Origin of the sequence: Streptomyces sp. NBC_00659, from assembly GCF_036226925.1 — a bacterium.
Taxonomy (GTDB): domain Bacteria; phylum Actinomycetota; class Actinomycetes; order Streptomycetales; family Streptomycetaceae; genus Streptomyces.
The window spans coordinates 3,123,212-3,140,386 of sequence record NZ_CP109031.1; the positions used below are offsets into that span (position 1 = coordinate 3,123,212).

Here is a 17,175-nt window from a genome sequence, read left to right on the forward strand (position 1 = left end):
ACAGGCTGGAGGTGAGGTGGGAGACAGCGAGGGAACCGACCCCCTGGACCGGCTGCACCCGGGCCTGGTCCATCACATAGTCAACACCCTGGGCTGGCCCGGCCTCCGGCCACTGCAGGAGGAGTCGATCCTCCCCCTCCTCGACGGCTCGGACGCGGTGCTGCTCGCACCCACGGCCGGCGGGAAGACCGAGGCCGCGTCCTTTCCGCTGCTCTCCAAGATGGCGCAGGATGGCTGGACCGGCACGTCCCTGCTCTACGTCTGCCCCCTCAAGGCCCTGCTCAACAACCTGCGTCCGCGCCTGGAGACGTACACCTCCTGGCTGGGGCGGACAGCCGCGCTGTGGCACGGTGACGTGACGCACTCACGCCGTAAGCGGATCCTCCGCGACCGGCCGGACGTGCTGCTCACCACTCCTGAGTCGCTGGAAGCCATGCTGGTCAGCGCCAACGTCGACCACCGAGCGTTCTTCTCGGGCTTGCGGGCGATCGTCGTCGACGAGGTGCATGCCTTCGCCGGGGACGACAGGGGCTGGCATCTGCTCGCCGTACTGGAACGGCTTCAGCGCGTGGCGGGACATCCCGTGCAGCGTGTCGGGCTCTCCGCCACCGTCGGCAATCCGGAGCAACTGCTGCACTGGCTTCAGGGTTCGGGGGCCGGAAAGCGCCCCGCCCGAGTCGTCGCACCCCATCTGCGTGACACTTCCCCGGCCCTCCCCCCGCCCGGGGAGGTCGAGCTCGACTACGTCGGTTCCCTGGACAACGCGGCGCGAGTGATCGCCGCCCTGCACCAGGGCGAGAAACGGCTCGTGTTCTGCGAATCCCGCAGGGAGGTCGAGGAACTCGGCGCCAGTCTGCGCGCGAAGGGCGTGACCACGTTCCTGTCGCACGCCTCTCTCTCCGTCGACGAGCGCAATCGGGCCGAAGAGGCATTCGCAGAGGCCCGCGACTGTGTGATCGTCTCCACCAGCACGCTGGAACTCGGCATCGACGTTGGCGACTTGGACCGGGTCCTCCAGGTCGGCGCGCCAGGTACCGTCGCCTCGTTCCTGCAACGCATCGGACGCACCGGGCGGCGGCCGGGATCCGTACGGAACTGCCTTTTCCTCGCCGTCGACGAAGCGGGGCTGATGTCCGCGGCGGCCCTGCTGCTGCTCTGGTCACGCGGCTGGGTGGAACCGATCACACCGCCCCCTGAGCCCCGGCACATCGCCGCTCAACAGATCCTCGCGCTGTGCCTTCAGGAACATCGGGTAGGCGATCGACTGTGGCAGGAGTGGTGGGGTGGCGTCGGTCCCTTCGGCCCTGCCGCCGAGCCTGTGATGCGCCACCTGGTCGAGCAGGGCTACCTCGACAGGGACGGCGGCATGCTGTTCATCGGTCCCGAAGCCGAACAACGCTTCGGGTACCGGCACTTCATGGATCTGACGGCGGTGTTCACCGCAGCCCCGGAGTTCACCGTACTGTCCGGCCGCACAGAGATCGGCACCACGGATCCGGCACTGCTGACCAATGAGGTCGTCGGGCCTCGCCGACTACTCCTGGCGGGGCGCAGCTGGCAGGTAACGTACATCGATTGGTCGCGGCGGCGCTGTTTCGTCGAGCCGGTCGAGGGCGGCGGCAAGGCACGTTGGGGTGGGGTGGGATTCGCACGTACCGCATCGTACGAACTCTCCCGTGCCGTACGGGAGGTCCTGCTCGGCTCGACACCTCCGGTCAAGCTGACCCGACGCGCGGAGGGGGCGCTGGCCCAGGCCCGGGAGCGGTACGACGAGACGGTGTACGTCGGCGGAACCGTGCTGACTCGCGGCGGACCGGACACGAACGTCCGCTGGTGGACCTGGGCGGGCAGCCGGGCCAACACCACCCTCGCCGCCTCGCTCACCTCGGTCGCCGACCCACTCCAGCGTCCGACGGACGCCTACGTGAGGCTGCGCGAGGACATCACAGCGCAAGAGTGGCGGAAGGCCACCGCGGAAGCCGCCGAGCACCTCTGCCTGCCCACCGTGGATCCCCGAGCCGTAGCCGGGCTGAAGTTCAACGCGGCACTGCCACCACGTCTCGCGGAAGCAACCGTCGCGGCACGTCTGGCCGACCTGGACGGTGCGACGGCGGTATTGCGCGAGCCTGTCAGATTCGTACGTCCGACTGCGACGGACCAAAGGTAGGAGTCGGTGAGACCGCGGAGAGCATCGTCCAGGCACAGTGATCAGTTCAGGTCAATGCTGTAGGCGCCCCGACCGCACAACCCCCGGTGGTACTCGACACACTTCTCATCGATGGCGTGCCCGGGGCTGCGTATCAAGGCCTTGACGAATTTCCCGTCCCTGCTTTTCCGTACGTTCCACTCCTCGTCAATGAACAGGAACAGTTTGTCGAACTGAACATGGCAATTGGGGCAGAGGCACAGCAGATTCGACAGGTCGTCCGGGCCGTCGTGCGGGCTCCCGACCCCCTGAATGTGCGCGGCCTCACTGTAGTGACTGAAACGTGTTTCCAGACGTTCCCCGCATATCTGGCACTGGTGCTGGTAGAGCGACTTGACCTCTTCGGCGAGGCGCGGGTCCCGGCCGGCTCGCGAGCCGCTCACCTGTCGGCGTTCCCTTCTCCCGGACGGCCTCTCCTCATTCTCCCCTTCGCCGGCCTCGCCGTCCGTCGCCCCGCTGGCGTTCCCATACCCGGCGAGACCGACGCGCTCCAGCAGCTCCTCCTGGTCGACATCCTGGAGGTAGGAGCTGCACAACAGGCCGATTGCCTCGGCACGCGTGAGCGGCTTTCGCAGGAGCCTCGCCGCCTCCCTCTGGAGACCGCCCACAGATTCCCACAGCCCCGTGCTTCGCAAATGCCGGAACGTGTGCTCCAGCGTGAAGTTCACGTCACGCGCTCCGAAGTCAAGCAGAAGGGGGCCGACTTCGTTCCGGCACACGTCCTCCGGCGTCAGGCTCTCCCCGGAAGCCGAGCGGCCGATGGCCCACAACAGCGCGAGTGACACATCGCGCGTGCGCTGCTTCTCCGGAAGGCCAGCCTCCAAGGTCCCGAGAGCATGCAGCAACTCATCGCGCCGCATTCTTGTGACGGAAGCAGCCCGCTTTGCTTCGGAGGGCCGACGCGTCTGGGATGCGTGCTCGCCGAGCAAGTCGTTCAGCAGACCCAGGTGGCGCCGACGTTCGGAGGCGGACACCAGGGTGAGGCTGCGCAACGTTTTCTGCTTTACCAACTCGACGAGGAGAGAGGCCGCCGGTACCGGTACGTCGAACTCGACGATGTCGCCCAGAGCCATGACGTGTTCCCACGCCTTCTGATCCTCGTCCGCTCCCCAAACCGCTGCCGCCAGCTGGTGACTGCGCAACAGGCCCAGGATGCGAGCCTTGGCTATGAAGTTCCCTTCGCCGTAGAACAGGACCTCGTCTCCGACCTTCTGGCCCCGAATGGCAACAGCCTTGGCATGCCCTGGCGTCTCACATGAGGTCGCCCCCCACAGCCGCGCCACCCCATCAGGGAAGATACCTTTCAGCAGTCCCGCATGCTCCCCGAGGACGTGCTCATAGTCCGCGAGTCGGATTCCCTGCCGCACTGAGTGCTCGAAGTGCTGAGGCCCGCGCTTGCTGCGCTGACCTCGGGGCTGCAACACCCACTGAACCAAGTCAGGGTCGAAGATTGCCTCAGCGCCGTAACCATTCCCCATGCCGATCAGCTTTTCATACCAATGAGAGCTGTAGGTAAGGGCCCCGCGGCAGGGGCTATGCCAGATCACCCAGCAGCAGATCCAATGCCGCTTCCTCGTGCAGGGCGATACCCAAGACATCCATGGCCGGGGCCAGTTCCGCATCCCACGTCGCCTCGACCAGCACGCCGGTGAGGGGAAGCGTCGGCACCCCCTGCAACTCCGCACGCGTCGCGAGGTACTCGTAATCCCCCGCCCCCATACGCCACGGCTCCGCCCCGTAGCGCTGCATCATCCGGTTGGCCAGCGCAATACCCGGCCAGTCGAAGTCACCGTGGTAGGCGAGAACACAGCCGGTCGCAGCCAGCGCGTCCAGGAGCGTGAGGACGACCGTCGTCGCACTTCCCGAGGTGCAGATCAAGGGAGCGGTGCAGCCGGCGTCCGCGGCGGCCTCGACCACCCGCGGGTTCTCGCAGACGTGAACACGCGTATGCGGAGGCAACTCCAGCTGCAGGATACGGAGTTCGCGCAGAGTGAGGTGCGTCTCCAGATGATATTCAGCTCGCTCACGCAGAGCCGTCTCCTGCCAGGTGTCGCCCCTCGGGCGCAGACCGTACGTCAACACCGTGCTGGACACCTCGTCCGGCGTGACCGAGGCCCGGCGCCACAGAGCTCGGCGGCCCGGTGCGTCGGTCGGGAAAACGGCGCCCTGCGCCAGGGCTATCCCTCGCAGGACAAGGCGGGCCAGCAAGGTGCCGTCGTCCAGGCCGTGGGCCGAGCCTGTGGTGCGGGTTGCCAGTTCGCCGCGGCCCCAGGCTGCGGGGGTGGGGTCGGGTCCCGTACCGGGGAAGAGCGTCGCAAGGGTCTGGATGGCCTGGGTGATGGTCGTGAGGGCGGTCCCGTACGGCTGGCGGGTGAGGGTGCCGGTCCGCCGTGTCTCCTCCAGCCATTGGTGGGCCCAGGGCCGATCGGCCAGTGAGGTGCTGGCCATCGCTGCCTCTGCCGTGGACCACAGGCGCGTGCGCTCTGCCGCCGCCGCGTCGCGGGCCGCTCGGCGGTCGATGAGAGGCGGGCCCAGTTCGGTCAGCGTCCCGACCAGGCCTCGGCCGACCGCGCTGGCGCGCAAGCGGGCGTCCAGGTCCGGCAGACGGATCGTGGCGGTCGGGCCGGTGACAGGTCTCGCCTGGAGGAGCGACAGCGCCTCGCGTTCCTCCACATCCAGGTGCTGGAGTCGGATCGTGCCGGCCGGCTCGAGGCCATTGCGCTCGAGGCGCGTCCGTGCAGCTGCCCACAGGCGCCTCAAGCCCGGCCGGGTCAGAAAGGCCAGCGTCTCGGTGTCCAGAGGTGGCTCATCGAACCCTCGGGTGTTCGTCAAACCGACACCAGCCTCCGCTGCCGCCCGTTCCACGTGTAGTGGAGCGTGGCCACGCCGCGCACATGCGGGTCGCGCAGGCACTCGTAGATATGCAGGGACGGTACGTCGGGCCAGTTGCCGATCAGGCGCTCGCTGGTGAGGACGAAGTCGAGGTCCAGGTCGACCAGGATGCGGCCGAGGCGTGCGTGGGTGGGCTCGTCGACCTTGGCGAAGGCATCGTCCAGGAGGATCAGGCGGGGTGCCCAAGGGGCGTGCTCCGCAAGGCTCGTGAAGTGAGCCGCCGCCGCGGCGAACAGGACCAGATACGACAGCACCCGCTGCTCGCCCTGGCTGAGCCCCGTACGGCCCGACAGCTTGCGCCTGCCCGGTGCCGCGTCGTTCACCACCCAGGGTGTGAAGGTGAACCAGTCGCGGTAGTCGAGGGCAGTGCGCAGATGGGCCGCGTAGCCCGCCGCCGGGTCGGCACGGCGGGCGTCCTCGATACGGCGCTGGAGGACATCGCGGAGCTGCTCGGACTGCTCGCGGGTGCGCAGGCCCGAGGGGCTGCGCAGGAGGTCGACGGCAGCTTTGACGTCCGCTTCCACGCCGTCGGCCAGCTTCCAGTCAAGGGTGACGCCAAGGCCGTGTGACGTGCGGACCGTGGACAGGGTGGCGTTGAGGGCCGCCACCAGAGCACCCGCGGCCAGGACCTGGGTCGACAGGTGGTCGCCCAGTTCTCCCGTAAGGAAGCGCTGAAAGACCTCGCGCTCGCGTTCCGTCAGCCGGTTCCGTGCCTCGGCCGCCTGCGCCGCGATGCGCTCGCCGACAAGAGCGATGTCGTGCGGGCCGTGGTCGTCGACGAGCCGGCAGAGCTTGATGCCGTCGTGTTCCTCGATCGTCGCGTCGTAGCCTCCGGAGAGCTGGTCGCGCAGCTCGGTGTGGCGGTTGAGGAGCGTGGTGTCCGAGATGTCGCGGCGTTCGGCGTCCAGGTGGCCGACCATGGCATCGACCAGCAGGCGCAGCGCCTTGATGCGTCCCCGTACATCGTCGTGGATCGGCTCCGCGGTCTTCAGGTTCTTCAGGGCCTCTTCGTCCTCCTCGGCACCCAGACCCGCTCCCCTCAGCACGCCCGGCAGCGACAGGGCCGTACGCAGTCGTTTGCCGCAGGCCAGCGCCCCGCCCTCCTGAGTGGCCAGAGCCTCGCGCCGTACCCTCTCGTCCTCTTCCGCGCGCACACGCTTGTCGTGTACGTCGGCCATGTCCTGCCGTACGCGCGGCAGTTGACGCCCTACGGCGTCCAGGCGGCGTTGCCCCTCGGCCTCGCAGGCCAGGAGCTCCTGCTCCGTTGCGCCGAGCGACTCCTCCAGGCCTCGGACGGTACGGCGGGTGGCCTCCAGACGGTCCAGCGGTTGGGCATAGTCGGATTCGGCTTCCCGGCGGGCCGACTCGGCATGCGCGTAGTCCGTACGGCCGGCGTGATGGCCGTCGGCCGTGGACATGACCGCGCGCACCCGCCGCCGCAGCCCCGCCGTGCCCTGACCAAGGCGGTCCAGGGCTAGACGGACCATGTCCAGCGCGGCGGGGTCCGCGGGGAGGCCGTGGGCGCTCGCCGTCGCTTCGGTGTCCCTCCGCGCCGCTACCGCGCGGGCCCGCGCCTGCTCCGCCTCGCGAGCGGCCGTGGTCGCCTGCCCGGCGAGGGATTCGGCGGTGCGCCCGGCCTCGGCGGTACGGACCCACGCATCGGTCAGCCGCCGGGCCGGGGGCGGTCGTCGCAGGGTGTCCGCGACCTGGTCACGATGCCCGGTCAGGATCCGCAGGCTGTGCTCGCGGTCGGCCAGATCGACGTTCACTGCTGTCAGTTGGTGGTCGAGTTCCGCCAGAGCCCGGCGGCGGGTCTCCGCGCGCACCTCCGCGCCGACGTACTCGGCCGCCTGTTTGATGTGGCGACCGTGGGCGATACCGAGCTTCCAAAAACCGTCGGTACCGATGGTCGTATCTGCCGCGTCCGCCGCACCGCCGCCAACGACGTCTCCCTCCCCGGCCAGAGCAACCGCCGCCAGCACCTGCTCCACCTGTTCGGCCGTCACCCCGCTCTCCGGCGCGGCAACCGGCCGCAGCACCCGGGCGAGCGTCGCCCCGGCCACCGGCGCTCCCGGAACCAGCAGGGTGTCCCGCGTGGTCGGGTCCAGGACCGTACCGTCGGCGCAAACCCAGGCGTCGAGCAGACCGCTCGCCTCCAGTGCGGCTTCCAGCCCCGTCCGCCCTTCGGGAGTCAGGTCGTCGGCAAAGTCCACCAACCGGTACAAGGGCGCTCCGGTGCCGGGTGTGCGGGGAGCCGCGCGGTGGGGCGGAGGCGGAGGCTCGGGGTCGGTGCGGCGTTCCCATTCCTCGCGCTTGCGCCGGATACGGTCGCGTTCGCCGATGAGTTCGCGGACCGCGACAGCAAGGGCATCGCGTTCCTCCCCCAGTTCCGCGAGCCACGGGTCGACGGCCGACCGGGCCACGTCGGCCACCTCGTCGGGGATCTGCGCGGGCAGTGGCTCGTCCGCCGGGTCGTGTGTGAGCAGGGCGAGTACGGAGTCCAGGACCACCCCGGTGAGACTGCGCAGCCTCTCGGTCCAGGTCCCGACCGCGTCCGCGTACACCTCTCCCTCCTGTGCCGTTTCCTGTCGGCGCAGTTCAGCCTGCACGCGTGCGCGGTCTGCCTGTTCCTCCAGTCGCTCACGGGCGACATCGGCCCCGTGCGCCTCCTGCTGGGCCTGGTTCAACCGCTCGAAGAGGGCAGCCAGTTCGGTCACCGTCCGGGAGCGGTTCCTGATCACCGGCTGCGCGGTGTCGAGTTGGGCATCCCACGCGGACAGAGCGGTCGCGCAGGTATCGGTGTCGACCGCCAGTACCTCGCTGTGGCGTACGAGGTGGAAATCGCCGTCCGGCGCGGTCAGTTCGGCCGTCACTACGGGCGCAATCGGCGCGGCGACGAGTGCGACGGGCTCTCCCAAGTGCACTGGATCGAGACCGGCCCGCTCCGCCTCTCGCACCAACTCACCGTGCGACGTGCTCAGTTCGACCAGCTCTACACCCAGCCGCCCGGCCTCGGCCACGAGACGCCGTCCCGCCTCCTCCTGATTGCTGTGAGCCTGACGCAGGGACTTGAAGGCGGTGGCGGCCGCGCTGTGCAGGGCGGCGACAGTGGCGCGCTTCTCCGCGAGTTCCTTGAGGCTGCGGTATCCCGTGCTGGCGTGCAGCGCGGCGAGGTCCGTCTCGGCGGCAGCCCTCTCGTCGTCCAGGGTATCGACGCGGGCGGCGAGTTCCTTCTCGCGCTCGCGGAGCGTCTCCGCATTCCGCGCCGCGTCACCTGCGGCCTTCCGACGCTCCGCAAGTTGGTCCAGTTCGCCACTCGCTCCTTGGGCGCGGCGGCGCAACGCCCCTTGCAGATAGCCGCGATAGCCGGAGAGGAAGGTGCGCAGCGCCTGGTCGGTCCGCTCCAGGCGTCCCAGGTCGGCCCGCACGGCGTCGAGGTCGTCGAGATTGCGGGCCACCTTCTCCACGACCTCGTCGTCGAGGGCGGGCAGCGTCTCCGCCAGAACAGAGACCAGACCTCCGGAGTCGATACGGTCGCCGATCGTGGGGCGGCGCAGCCGGTGGAGGAGGTGGAGCAGGTTGCGGTAGCGGGCCGGGTCGGTCAGGCCGAACAGTTCGCGGGCGACCTTGGCCCGGTGCTCCACGGCACGATCGGTGACGTTTTCCGCGCCGACGAGCGACTTGAGCTGGTCCAGGGAGAGCGGCTGGCCGGCAGGCGCCAAGTGAAGGTCTTCGCCGACCCGGAGCGGTGTCACGAAGAAGAACGGCTTCGCCGTCTTGGTCGACTGGGACGCGCGGACGGCTGCGCCGAGGGTGAGGTGGTGGTTGACTCCCTCATCATCGGTCCGTACGAACTCCACCCAGAGGTAGCCCAGCCGGTTGGTCTGCTCGAATCCGTCGAGCATCAGCCAGAGGAGGGTGGTGCGCCCCGTGCCCGTGGCGTCCAGAGCACGGGCGTCGCCGTCGAGCAGGTACGGCAGCAGCATCTCCAGGGCTTTGGACTTGCCTGCGCCGTTCTTGCCGCGTAGCAGCAGTCGGCCGTCGCCGAAGGCGAACTCCTGCTCGTCGTACTGCCAGACGTTGCGGATGCCGGCCCGGTGCAGGCGGTAGCGGTGGAGGGCGGCCGGGGTGGGGTTCATCGGGGCGGCTCCTCGGTGACGTCGTCCGCTGTGGACTGTGAGGACTGTTCGGTACGGGGTTTGATCGCAACCGTCGTGGCGTACCGGGCCGCCGCAGCAAGGAGCACCCAGTCAGCCGCATCGTGGCGGCCGCGGGCCGCCGACACGTCCGTGACCGAACGGCCGTCGGCCACCGACTCCTCGTACCCCTCGGGCAGACCGTGGCTACCGGCGCGCACCGGTCCCGCGGGCGCCATGAGCTGCATCCGTACGAGGAGGTCCAGGACGGCGGCGACGAATCCGTCCCGGTCCTCGATGTGGCCTCGCTGCCAGTTGCTGCGCCTGCCGTACTCCTCGATCAGTTCGTCGAGCAGTTCGGGCAGCAGCCCCTCCGGGACGGGTACGCCGATGACCAGCCGCCCTCCGACCGCGGGGTGCCCCGGCTCTTCGGGGCGCAGCCGGTCGACGAGCCGCTCCACGAGCAACAAAGCGGCCTGAGCGATGGTGCCGGTGCCCGGCAGATGCAGGTCGGCGAGGTCGCCGTCCGGGTCGATGAGAGCGATGCCCTCGGCGCGAATCTCGGCCTCCAGACCGAGCAGTTCGGAGAACGCCTGCGCCTCGCGCCGCTGCCGCGTGCGCAGCCATTCGCGCTCGGCATCCGTGAGGTCGTCGAGGTACACGACGGGGGTTTCGACGAGGCGCCTGCGGACGTACGTACGCGGTCCTCCGAAACCCGGGTCGGCGGCCCGCCGTACGAGATCCGCGCCGTCGCGGCTCTGGGCGAGCGGGCCGGCGACGACGGCCCGGGCGATCTCGCGGTCCACAGTCAGCAGTGCTTCGCCGGCCCGTTCCTCGGCGACCGCCGAGACATGACCCTCGGTCTCGGCCAGGACGCCCCAGTCGACGAGTTGTCGCAGCGCGGCGGCGAGTGTCCGCCGCTCGGCCTGCCGCCCGGTGTCGCTGACCTCGATCCCGGCGTCGACGGCCGCGACCCGCAGGTCTGCGACGAGTTGGGAGAGCAAGAGCTGTTCCGGGGCGGTGACGAGAACCGAAAGAGCAAGGGCCAGGTAGGCGTACGTCCGTGGGGTGAATGGTGTCCCGGTCGAGGGCCGTTCCAGTCGGTGGCCCGAACCCGGGCCGAGGCCGGCCTTGAACAGACGGGCGTATGTCGCCTCCACCAGCAGCCGGTAGCCGAACACCTGTTGAAAGCGCTGGGCGAGCCAGTCGGCGTGGCGGCGGATGAGCGGGAAGGTGTCGCTGTGCGGTCCGTCGCCGGTGACGAGGGGGTGGGCCAGCAGGAGCCGGGCGGCAGTGCGGCGCTCGGCCGCGAGCGCGACGTCGTGGGCGGAGGGCAGGGGCATCAGGCGCTCGCCTCCCCTGCTGACGAGATGTTCCCCACCATCGGCGAGGACGCGCTTTCGACCGCCAGCGCAAGGTCGTCCGCCGTCAGGTCACCGTCCGCGGAACGCAGGACCGTGTGGCGTCCGGGGGTGCGCCACGCAGTCAGTCGGATGCCGAGGTCCGCATCACTCGCGTGCGCGCCATCGATCATGAAGTCCCCGGTGTCTTGGCGCAGTCGGGCATTTCCCAGCGCTGAGGTGAGGAGCTCCAGCAGCAGTCGCATGGCTGCCGCGCTGAGTCTCACCTGGTCGAACCTGCCTGACGCGCTGCGTAGTTCGTCGGCTGCCGCTCGTCGGGCCTCGGTCTGCTCCCGCGCCTGCTCCATGAGGCGGTGCTTCTGCTCGGCGTGGTCCTCGGCTGCCGCGGCGCGTCCGCGTGGCGCCCTGCTGCCGCGCTCTCGCAACGCCACGGGCACGTCCACGACGGGTCCGGTCCACCAGCTCACATAGGCCGGCACGGACCGGTCCGGGTCCGGTGCCACTCCCAGGTGCCGTGCCCCGTAGATCCCGAAGGCGGCGACCGCGATGTCGTGGGCCTCCTGCGGCTCCGCGGCATCGAACCAGGCCGCGAGCCGCAGCAGGTCCTTGCGGCGCGACATCTCACCGGAGGCCGAGCGCAGCATCCGCTTGGCGTTCGCGAGCAGTGACTGCAGGGCGCGGAGGGTGGCGTCCCGAAGCTGGTCCACCTGACTGCCGCGCCCGTGCCCGCCGGTGTCGGCGAACCAGTCGCGCAGCCCCTCCCAGTCGGCGAGGTCCCGCCCGCGGCTGCGCTGCACTCGTGTTTCGGGCAGCCCTTCGGCGAGGGCTCCGATCCCCGCGGCGTGTGCGTCGATATCGGCGAGCAGCACGGGCAGGTTTGGCCAGATGGCATCCAGGTGCGTGGCGATGCGCGGGGCCCGGAAGGAGACTTCCTCGGTGATGGCCTCCACGTAGTCGAGCAGCAGCTCCTTGAATCCCTGGTACTCGGCCCCGTCCAGGTCGTAGCGCGCCAGAACCTGGCCCAGGTAGGCGTAGAAGTCCCGCACCGACTCGGCAAATTCGGCGAACTGCACGAAAAGTGTGCTGATCCGCTCCAGCGCCTGCTGCGGATTCGCGCTGCCCGGTGCCGCGATGAGAGCGGCTATCTCGCTCAGCCCACGGTCGACGAGCGTGAGCAGCTCGCTGCTCACCTCGCGGGCGGCATCCGCCCCTGCCAGCACCTCGTCCGCGTCACGCTGTACGCGCTCCCCGAGTTTGGACAGCTGGTAGCGGGACCGGGAGCGCTGGTATTCGGCGATGGTCGTCGCCCTCACCGTGTGCGTGCTGCGCAGCAAGTTGCCCCAACGCACCAACTGCTCGAGCCGGGCGGTGAGCGTCTCGACGTCACATGCCGCTCCCGAGCCACCAGACCGCTTCAGCTTGGCGAGCACGTCAGGTACGGACAGATCCGCGAGCAGTGTGCCGCGGAACACCCGCATCACCGCGAGGTACTCCAGGCGTTCGGGAACGCTGAGGTAGGCGTATGCGCTCAGCCGCTGCCACGCCTCCGCCCCGGTCCGCTGCGCGTGCGACTCGTTCCCCTCCATGCTGTCGAGCGTACGGATCGCCTCTGACACTCCGTCGGAAGTCGGGGAAATCGGGGAGAACAGTCCACTCACGCGGCCCGGTCCGGCCACCGGCAGCCTGTCCAGCCCGACGTACAAGCGTCCGGCCCCTCCCACCGATACGACACCGTCACGTACGGCGAGCACCAGCGCGAGGCAGAACCCTCAGAGCGCTGTCCTCAGGTCGGCCTGCAGATCTGCCCGCACTGCGATCCATGGCTTGGACACCCCGGTCACCACGGCCGCACCCACATCGGCGGGAAGGCCCGGATGGCTGGTGGCGGAGATGCCGTGCCGCATCGGCCAGCGCTTCCCTCTCGATACTCGTACGACCGATGAGTTCCGCCTCGTCGGTGGTGATCACTCCTTGTCGAACCGCCCTACCGAGCACTTCGTCGTCGAATGCCCGCAACTCCATGATCGGCCGGAATCCGGTCGACCTCGGTGCCAGACACGGCGATACGGGGTGTCTCCTCGGTACACATCAGAGTCAGGCCGAAGGCCCGACCGTGGGGTGAGGGCGTTGGCCGCGAGTGCCGGGGTAAAGGCACAAGCGGCAGCAGCGGAATCGGGCCGTCCGGCCATGGCTACGGAGGCTGCTCAGTCGCCGCGGCGAGACCACCCGGACAAGCCCAAGACAGGGGCTGCTTGCCGGAGGTCAGGCTCCGAAGCCGCCCGTCTCCACCCCCGATGCGTGGCTACTCTCATGGCTACGTACGTAGCCGCGCGACCCCGTTCGAACCGGTGCGGAACGGGGTCTGGTCAAGCCCTCTGATCCAAACAAAAAGGCCCACTGCCCAGCGTATTCGCTGACCAGTGGGCCTCAGTGACAGACGAGTCAGGCTGTACGCCGGGTTCTGTCGCCCGGTCGCCTCGCGGCGGCCGGGGAGACGGCCATCCATCTAGGGCCGGCGTTGCCGCCGGCCTCGTGCGGTCTACCCGCGAACTCGGGCGAGCAGCCCTCGAACGTTCGCGCAGAGCCGCCTTCTCTTCCGGGAGAGCGGCTCCTCTTGACCTTGCTCCGGGTGGGGTTTACCTAGCCGCCTGAGTCGCCTCAGGCGCTGGTGGTCTCTTACACCACCGTTTCACCCTTACCGGGAACCGGAGTTCTCGGCGGTTTACTTTCTGTGGCACTGTCCCGCGGGTCACCCCGGGTGGCCGTTAGCCACCACCCTGCCCTGTGGAGCCCGGACGTTCCTCGGGAAGGTCCACAAGGACCTCCACGCGGCCGTCCGCCCGGCTCGTCTGCCGTGCCGACCATGGTACCGGGCGGGCGGGACGCCGGGGACCGGCGGTCGCCGTGGCCAGGACGGAGCCCGCCAGGATGAGGGTGAAGGCGGCGAGGATCCCGGGAGTCAGGCGTTCGTCCAGGAAGAGGGCGCCCGCCGCCACCGCGACCGCCGGGTTGACGTACGTGATCACCGTCGCCCGGGTCGGGCCGGCCTCCTTGATCAGCTCCAGGAAGGCCACGAAGGCGACGGCCGTGCAGATGACGCCGAGGGCCGCGAGGGAGGCCAGGACCTGTCCGGAAGGTATCGCCTCCGGCCGGGTGAAGGCCGCCGCGGGGGCGTAGACGAGGGCCGCCAACGCCAGGCAGGGGGCCGTCAGATGGAGCGAGGGGACGTCCTTGAGGCGGCGGGCGACGATGAGCGGCGCGGTGGCGTAGCCGACGACCGTCAGCAGCACCTCGACCAGCGACCGGGCGTCGCCGCCGGTCAGATGCGGTGCCGTGAGGACCGCGACTCCGGCCAGGCCGAGGGCGAGGCCCGTGACGCGCCGGGCGCCGAGCCGCTCCGTGTCGCCGAGGAAGCGGGCCGCGGCGACGCCGACGATCGGCACACCCGCGATCAGCAGGCCCGCGGTGGAGCTGGACAGATGGCGTTCGGCGTCCGTGAGGGTCCACCAGGGGACCATGATCTCGATGACCGCGAAGGCCAGCATCGGGCGCCAGTGGGCCCGTACGGACCCGGCCAGGCCGCCCTGGCGGATCGCGAAGGGGAGCAGCAGCGCGGCGCCGACCGCACAGCGGGTGAACACCACCACCGACGGGGACACCTCGTCCACCGCCACTTTGATCATCAGATAGGGGATGCCCCAGATCACTCCCATCAGGGAGAACAGAAACCAGCCGCGTGCAGTCATGGCGGCAGTCTCGGTCACAGTCCGGCGGGGCGTCTTGAACGCTGTTGCGCCGCACCGCCGCCGGCGCCGTGACCAACTGCCCTACGGCGCCGGGAGCACGCTCGCGCGGTACGCGGCCGGCGTCACGCCGAGCACACGGCGGAACCAGCGGGTCAGATGCGCCTGGTCGGCGAAGCCCACGAGTCCGGCGACCTCGGCGGGGCGCAGGCCGGACTCCAGGAGCCGGCGGGCCCGGTTCACCCGGTGCTGGGCCAGCCAGGCGTACGGCGGTATCCCCGTCGTCGTACGGAAGGCGCGCAGGAGCTGGTAGCGGGACAGGCCGAGGTCCGTGGCGAGGGAGGCGAGGGAGGGCGGGGCCTGGAGTTCGCCGGCCAGGCGGTCCCGTACGGCGTCGGCTATGCGCGCGGCGCCGGGGACCTCGTCGCGGTCCGGACGGGCCGTGGAGTGGCGCCGGGTCAGCGCGGCGAGCAGCCACGGGAGGCGGGACTCGGCCTCCAGCGGGTCCGGGCACACGCTCAGTTCGGTGTGCGCGGCGCGCAGCGCGGCGGCGAGTTCGGGGTCGTCGAGCAGCGGTTCCCGGAAGTGCGGGACGCCGCCGACGGCGCCCTCGGAGAGCAGGGACGGCTCCGCGTACAGGGCCCGGTAGGCGTAGCCGTCGCAGGCGGCGGGACCGCCGGTGTGCATCTCGCCGGGGGCCAGTACGACAATGGACCCCGGGCCGGTGCGGATGTGGCCGCCGCGGTAGCCGATGAGCTCCGAGCCGCCGACGCTGACGCCGATGGTGAACTCGTCGTGGGTGTGCGGGGCGTAGCGGTGCTGGTCGAAGCGCGCGGTCAGAAGGTCCAGGGGCCGGCCGTCCCGGCCGAGGACGGTCCGGGTCCAGCGGGCCTCCTCCTTCGCGGAGTGCCGCGAGGGCCGGCGCCGTACGGTCCCGGTCGTCGCCTCTCCCCCTCCGGTCATGGCCGTCCCTCCCCCTCCGCGGCGTGGCAGGACGCGCTCGCCGCGTCCGCTGTACGGGGCAACACCCGTGTACGGGGCAACACCCGCGGCCCCCGTTTTCATGCCGGCGGCCGTCACCGGATCAGGCGGGCTCGAACTGCGCCTTCGCGGTTCCGGGGTCCGCCTGGGTGAGCCGGACCCGCAGGTGTTCGCCCAGGGGCAGCCCGGTCGTCCCGCCCGAGATCCGGGCGAAGACCGCCGGGGACTCCAGTTGCACGGTCCCGACCGTGGGGTCGTGTTCCTGTACGTCCACCACACAGGCCTCGAAGATCTCGCCGACGCGGTCCTTGAGGAGTGCGGCCTCCACGATGTCGACGCACTCGCGCTCGACGGTGCCGGCCCGCCTGCTGCCGTCGGCCATCTCCTTGGGCAGGGCGTCGAGAGCCGCGAGGACCCACTCGGGAGTCGGCAGACCGGCGGCGGCCGCGAGGCAGATCTCCGAGGCGTAGCGGTCGACGAGCCGGCGCAGCGGGGCCGTGCAGTGGGCGTAGGGCGCGGCGACGGCGGCGTGCGCGGTGACCTCGGGCAGCACCCCGTCCCGGAAGACGGTGTATCCGGCGCCGCGCAGCAGGGTCGTGCACTCCTGGAGGAAGGCGGCGTGGTGCGGCCGGTGCGGGTCGAGGGAGCGGACGAGCTGCGCGTACGAGACGTGGTGGGGCCAGTCGATGCGCAGGGCCAGAGCGGTACGGCGCAGCCGTCCGACCGCCCCGTCCGGCGCCGCGGGCAGTGTCCGCAGCACTCCCGTGCCGTGGTCGAGCATCAGCTCGGCCGCCGCCATACCGGCGAGCAGGGAGATCTGCGCGTTCCAGCCGTCGGCGGGCAGCGGGGCCCGGTAGGCGAGTTCGTACGTCCCGTCCTTCTCGACGATCTCCTGCTCGGGCACGTTGAGGGAGATGCCGCCGCGCTCGACCTCCAGGGCCTCGCGCAGGGTGCCGACCTTCTTGAGCAGAGCGAGCGGTTCCTCCGCGGTTCCGTCGTCGATCCGGCGCTGCACGGTCGCGTAGTCCAGTTTGGCGCGGCTGCGGACCAGGGCACGGCGGACGTCGGTGACCTCGGTGCGGCCGTCCGGACCGAGGTCGATCGTCCACAGGACGGCCGGGCAGGTCTGGCCCGGGAGCAGGCTCGCGACGCCCTCGGAGAGGCGGGTCGGATGGAGGGGGACCTTGCCGTCCGGGAAGTAGAGGGTCGTCACGCGCCGGTGCGCCTCGGCGTCCAGGGCTCCGCCGGGCGCCACGAAGGCGGCGACGTCGGCGATGGCGTACTGGACGCGGTAGCCGCCCCGCTCGCGGCGTGACAGGTGCATCGCCTGGTCGAGGTCCTCGGACGTCGGCGGGTCGATGGTGAAGAGGGGGATGTCCGTCGCGTCGTACGCGGGCAGGCGGGCCGGCAGCCCGGCCTCGGCGAGGACGTCGGCCGGGAAACTCCCGGGGACGCCGAGCTCGGTCCGCAGCGCGCGCAGAGCGGATCGCAGCGGAGCCTGCGGGGCACCGGTGACGCGGAAGTGACGGCGAGGCATGGGTCGAGCGTAGGCCGGGGCCGACCGTTGAGCACGCGGAGCGGGGCGCCCTCCGGGCGAGGGGACCGGTTCGCGCCCGCCGCGCCGGTGCCGCGTGGCCAGCGCGTGGCGGTGGCGGGGGTCCGGCCGGCTTGGGAGGGTTCGGGGTTCAAGCAGGGTCCGGGGTCCGGCAGGGTTCGACAGGCCCCGCGGTATCCGGCGGGCCCGCCTGGCAGGGTTCGGCCGGTCCGGCAGGGTCTGGTGGCCCCGCAGGCCCGGCAGAGTCCGGCCGGGCCGGTGGGCCCGGGGCCGGGCGGAAAAGGCGGTCGGGCCGTACCCC

The 17,175-nt window shown here is 70.5% G+C and carries 8 protein-coding genes, 1 other RNA gene and 1 pseudogene; 1 reads left to right on the plus strand and 9 read right to left on the minus strand.

What is annotated here, in order from left to right; all coding sequences use genetic code 11:
• Positions 1-16: 16 nt before the first annotated feature.
• Complete coding sequence (locus OG410_RS13505; RefSeq protein ID WP_329299361.1) at positions 17-2,167, plus strand: DEAD/DEAH box helicase; 2,151 nt, start codon at positions 17-19, stop codon at positions 2,165-2,167.
• Between the two features lie 41 nt (positions 2,168-2,208).
• Here the strand turns inward: OG410_RS13505 and OG410_RS13510 are convergent, their stop codons facing one another.
• From OG410_RS13510 to OG410_RS13550, 9 genes and pseudogenes are all read right to left on the minus strand, one after another.
• A complete protein-coding gene (locus OG410_RS13510) occupies positions 2,209-3,684 on the minus strand; it encodes an HNH endonuclease (RefSeq protein ID WP_329299362.1) in 1,476 nt (491 codons plus the stop codon).
• A 55-nt stretch (positions 3,685-3,739) separates the two neighbouring features.
• On the minus strand, positions 3,740-5,038 hold the full coding sequence (locus OG410_RS13515) for a TIGR02679 family protein (RefSeq protein ID WP_329299363.1): 1,299 nt from the start codon (positions 5,036-5,038) through the stop codon (positions 3,740-3,742).
• Entirely contained in the window at positions 5,035-9,237 is a 4,203-nt protein-coding gene (locus OG410_RS13520) for a TIGR02680 family protein (protein ID WP_329299364.1), read from the minus strand. The genes OG410_RS13515 and OG410_RS13520 overlap by 4 nt, the downstream gene beginning before the upstream one ends.
• Positions 9,234-10,577: a TIGR02678 family protein gene (locus OG410_RS13525; RefSeq protein ID WP_329299365.1), complete on the minus strand. Its 1,344-nt coding sequence runs from the start codon at positions 10,575-10,577 to the stop codon at positions 9,234-9,236. Before OG410_RS13525 ends, OG410_RS13520 begins: the two co-directional genes overlap by 4 nt.
• Positions 10,577-12,181, minus strand: coding sequence for a TIGR02677 family protein (locus OG410_RS13530; protein WP_329299366.1), 1,605 nt, complete (start codon positions 12,179-12,181; stop codon positions 10,577-10,579). The genes OG410_RS13525 and OG410_RS13530 overlap by 1 nt, the downstream gene beginning before the upstream one ends.
• A gap of 848 nt (positions 12,182-13,029) precedes the next feature.
• An RNA gene (rnpB, locus tag OG410_RS13535) (RNase P RNA component class A) lies at positions 13,030-13,443 on the minus strand.
• Positions 13,444-13,513: 70 nt separating this feature from the next.
• Positions 13,514-14,341, minus strand: a pseudogene (locus tag OG410_RS42575) (DMT family transporter); the annotation flags it as partial.
• An 81-nt stretch (positions 14,342-14,422) separates the two neighbouring features.
• Positions 14,423-15,301, minus strand: coding sequence for an AraC family transcriptional regulator (locus OG410_RS13545; RefSeq protein WP_329299368.1), 879 nt, complete (start codon positions 15,299-15,301; stop codon positions 14,423-14,425).
• A 121-nt stretch (positions 15,302-15,422) separates the two neighbouring features.
• Positions 15,423-16,856 carry an RNB domain-containing ribonuclease gene (locus OG410_RS13550; RefSeq protein WP_329299369.1) on the minus strand — a complete coding sequence of 478 codons (1,434 nt, stop codon included), beginning with the start codon at positions 16,854-16,856 and terminating at the stop codon, positions 15,423-15,425.
• Between the last annotated feature and the right edge of the window lie 319 nt (positions 16,857-17,175).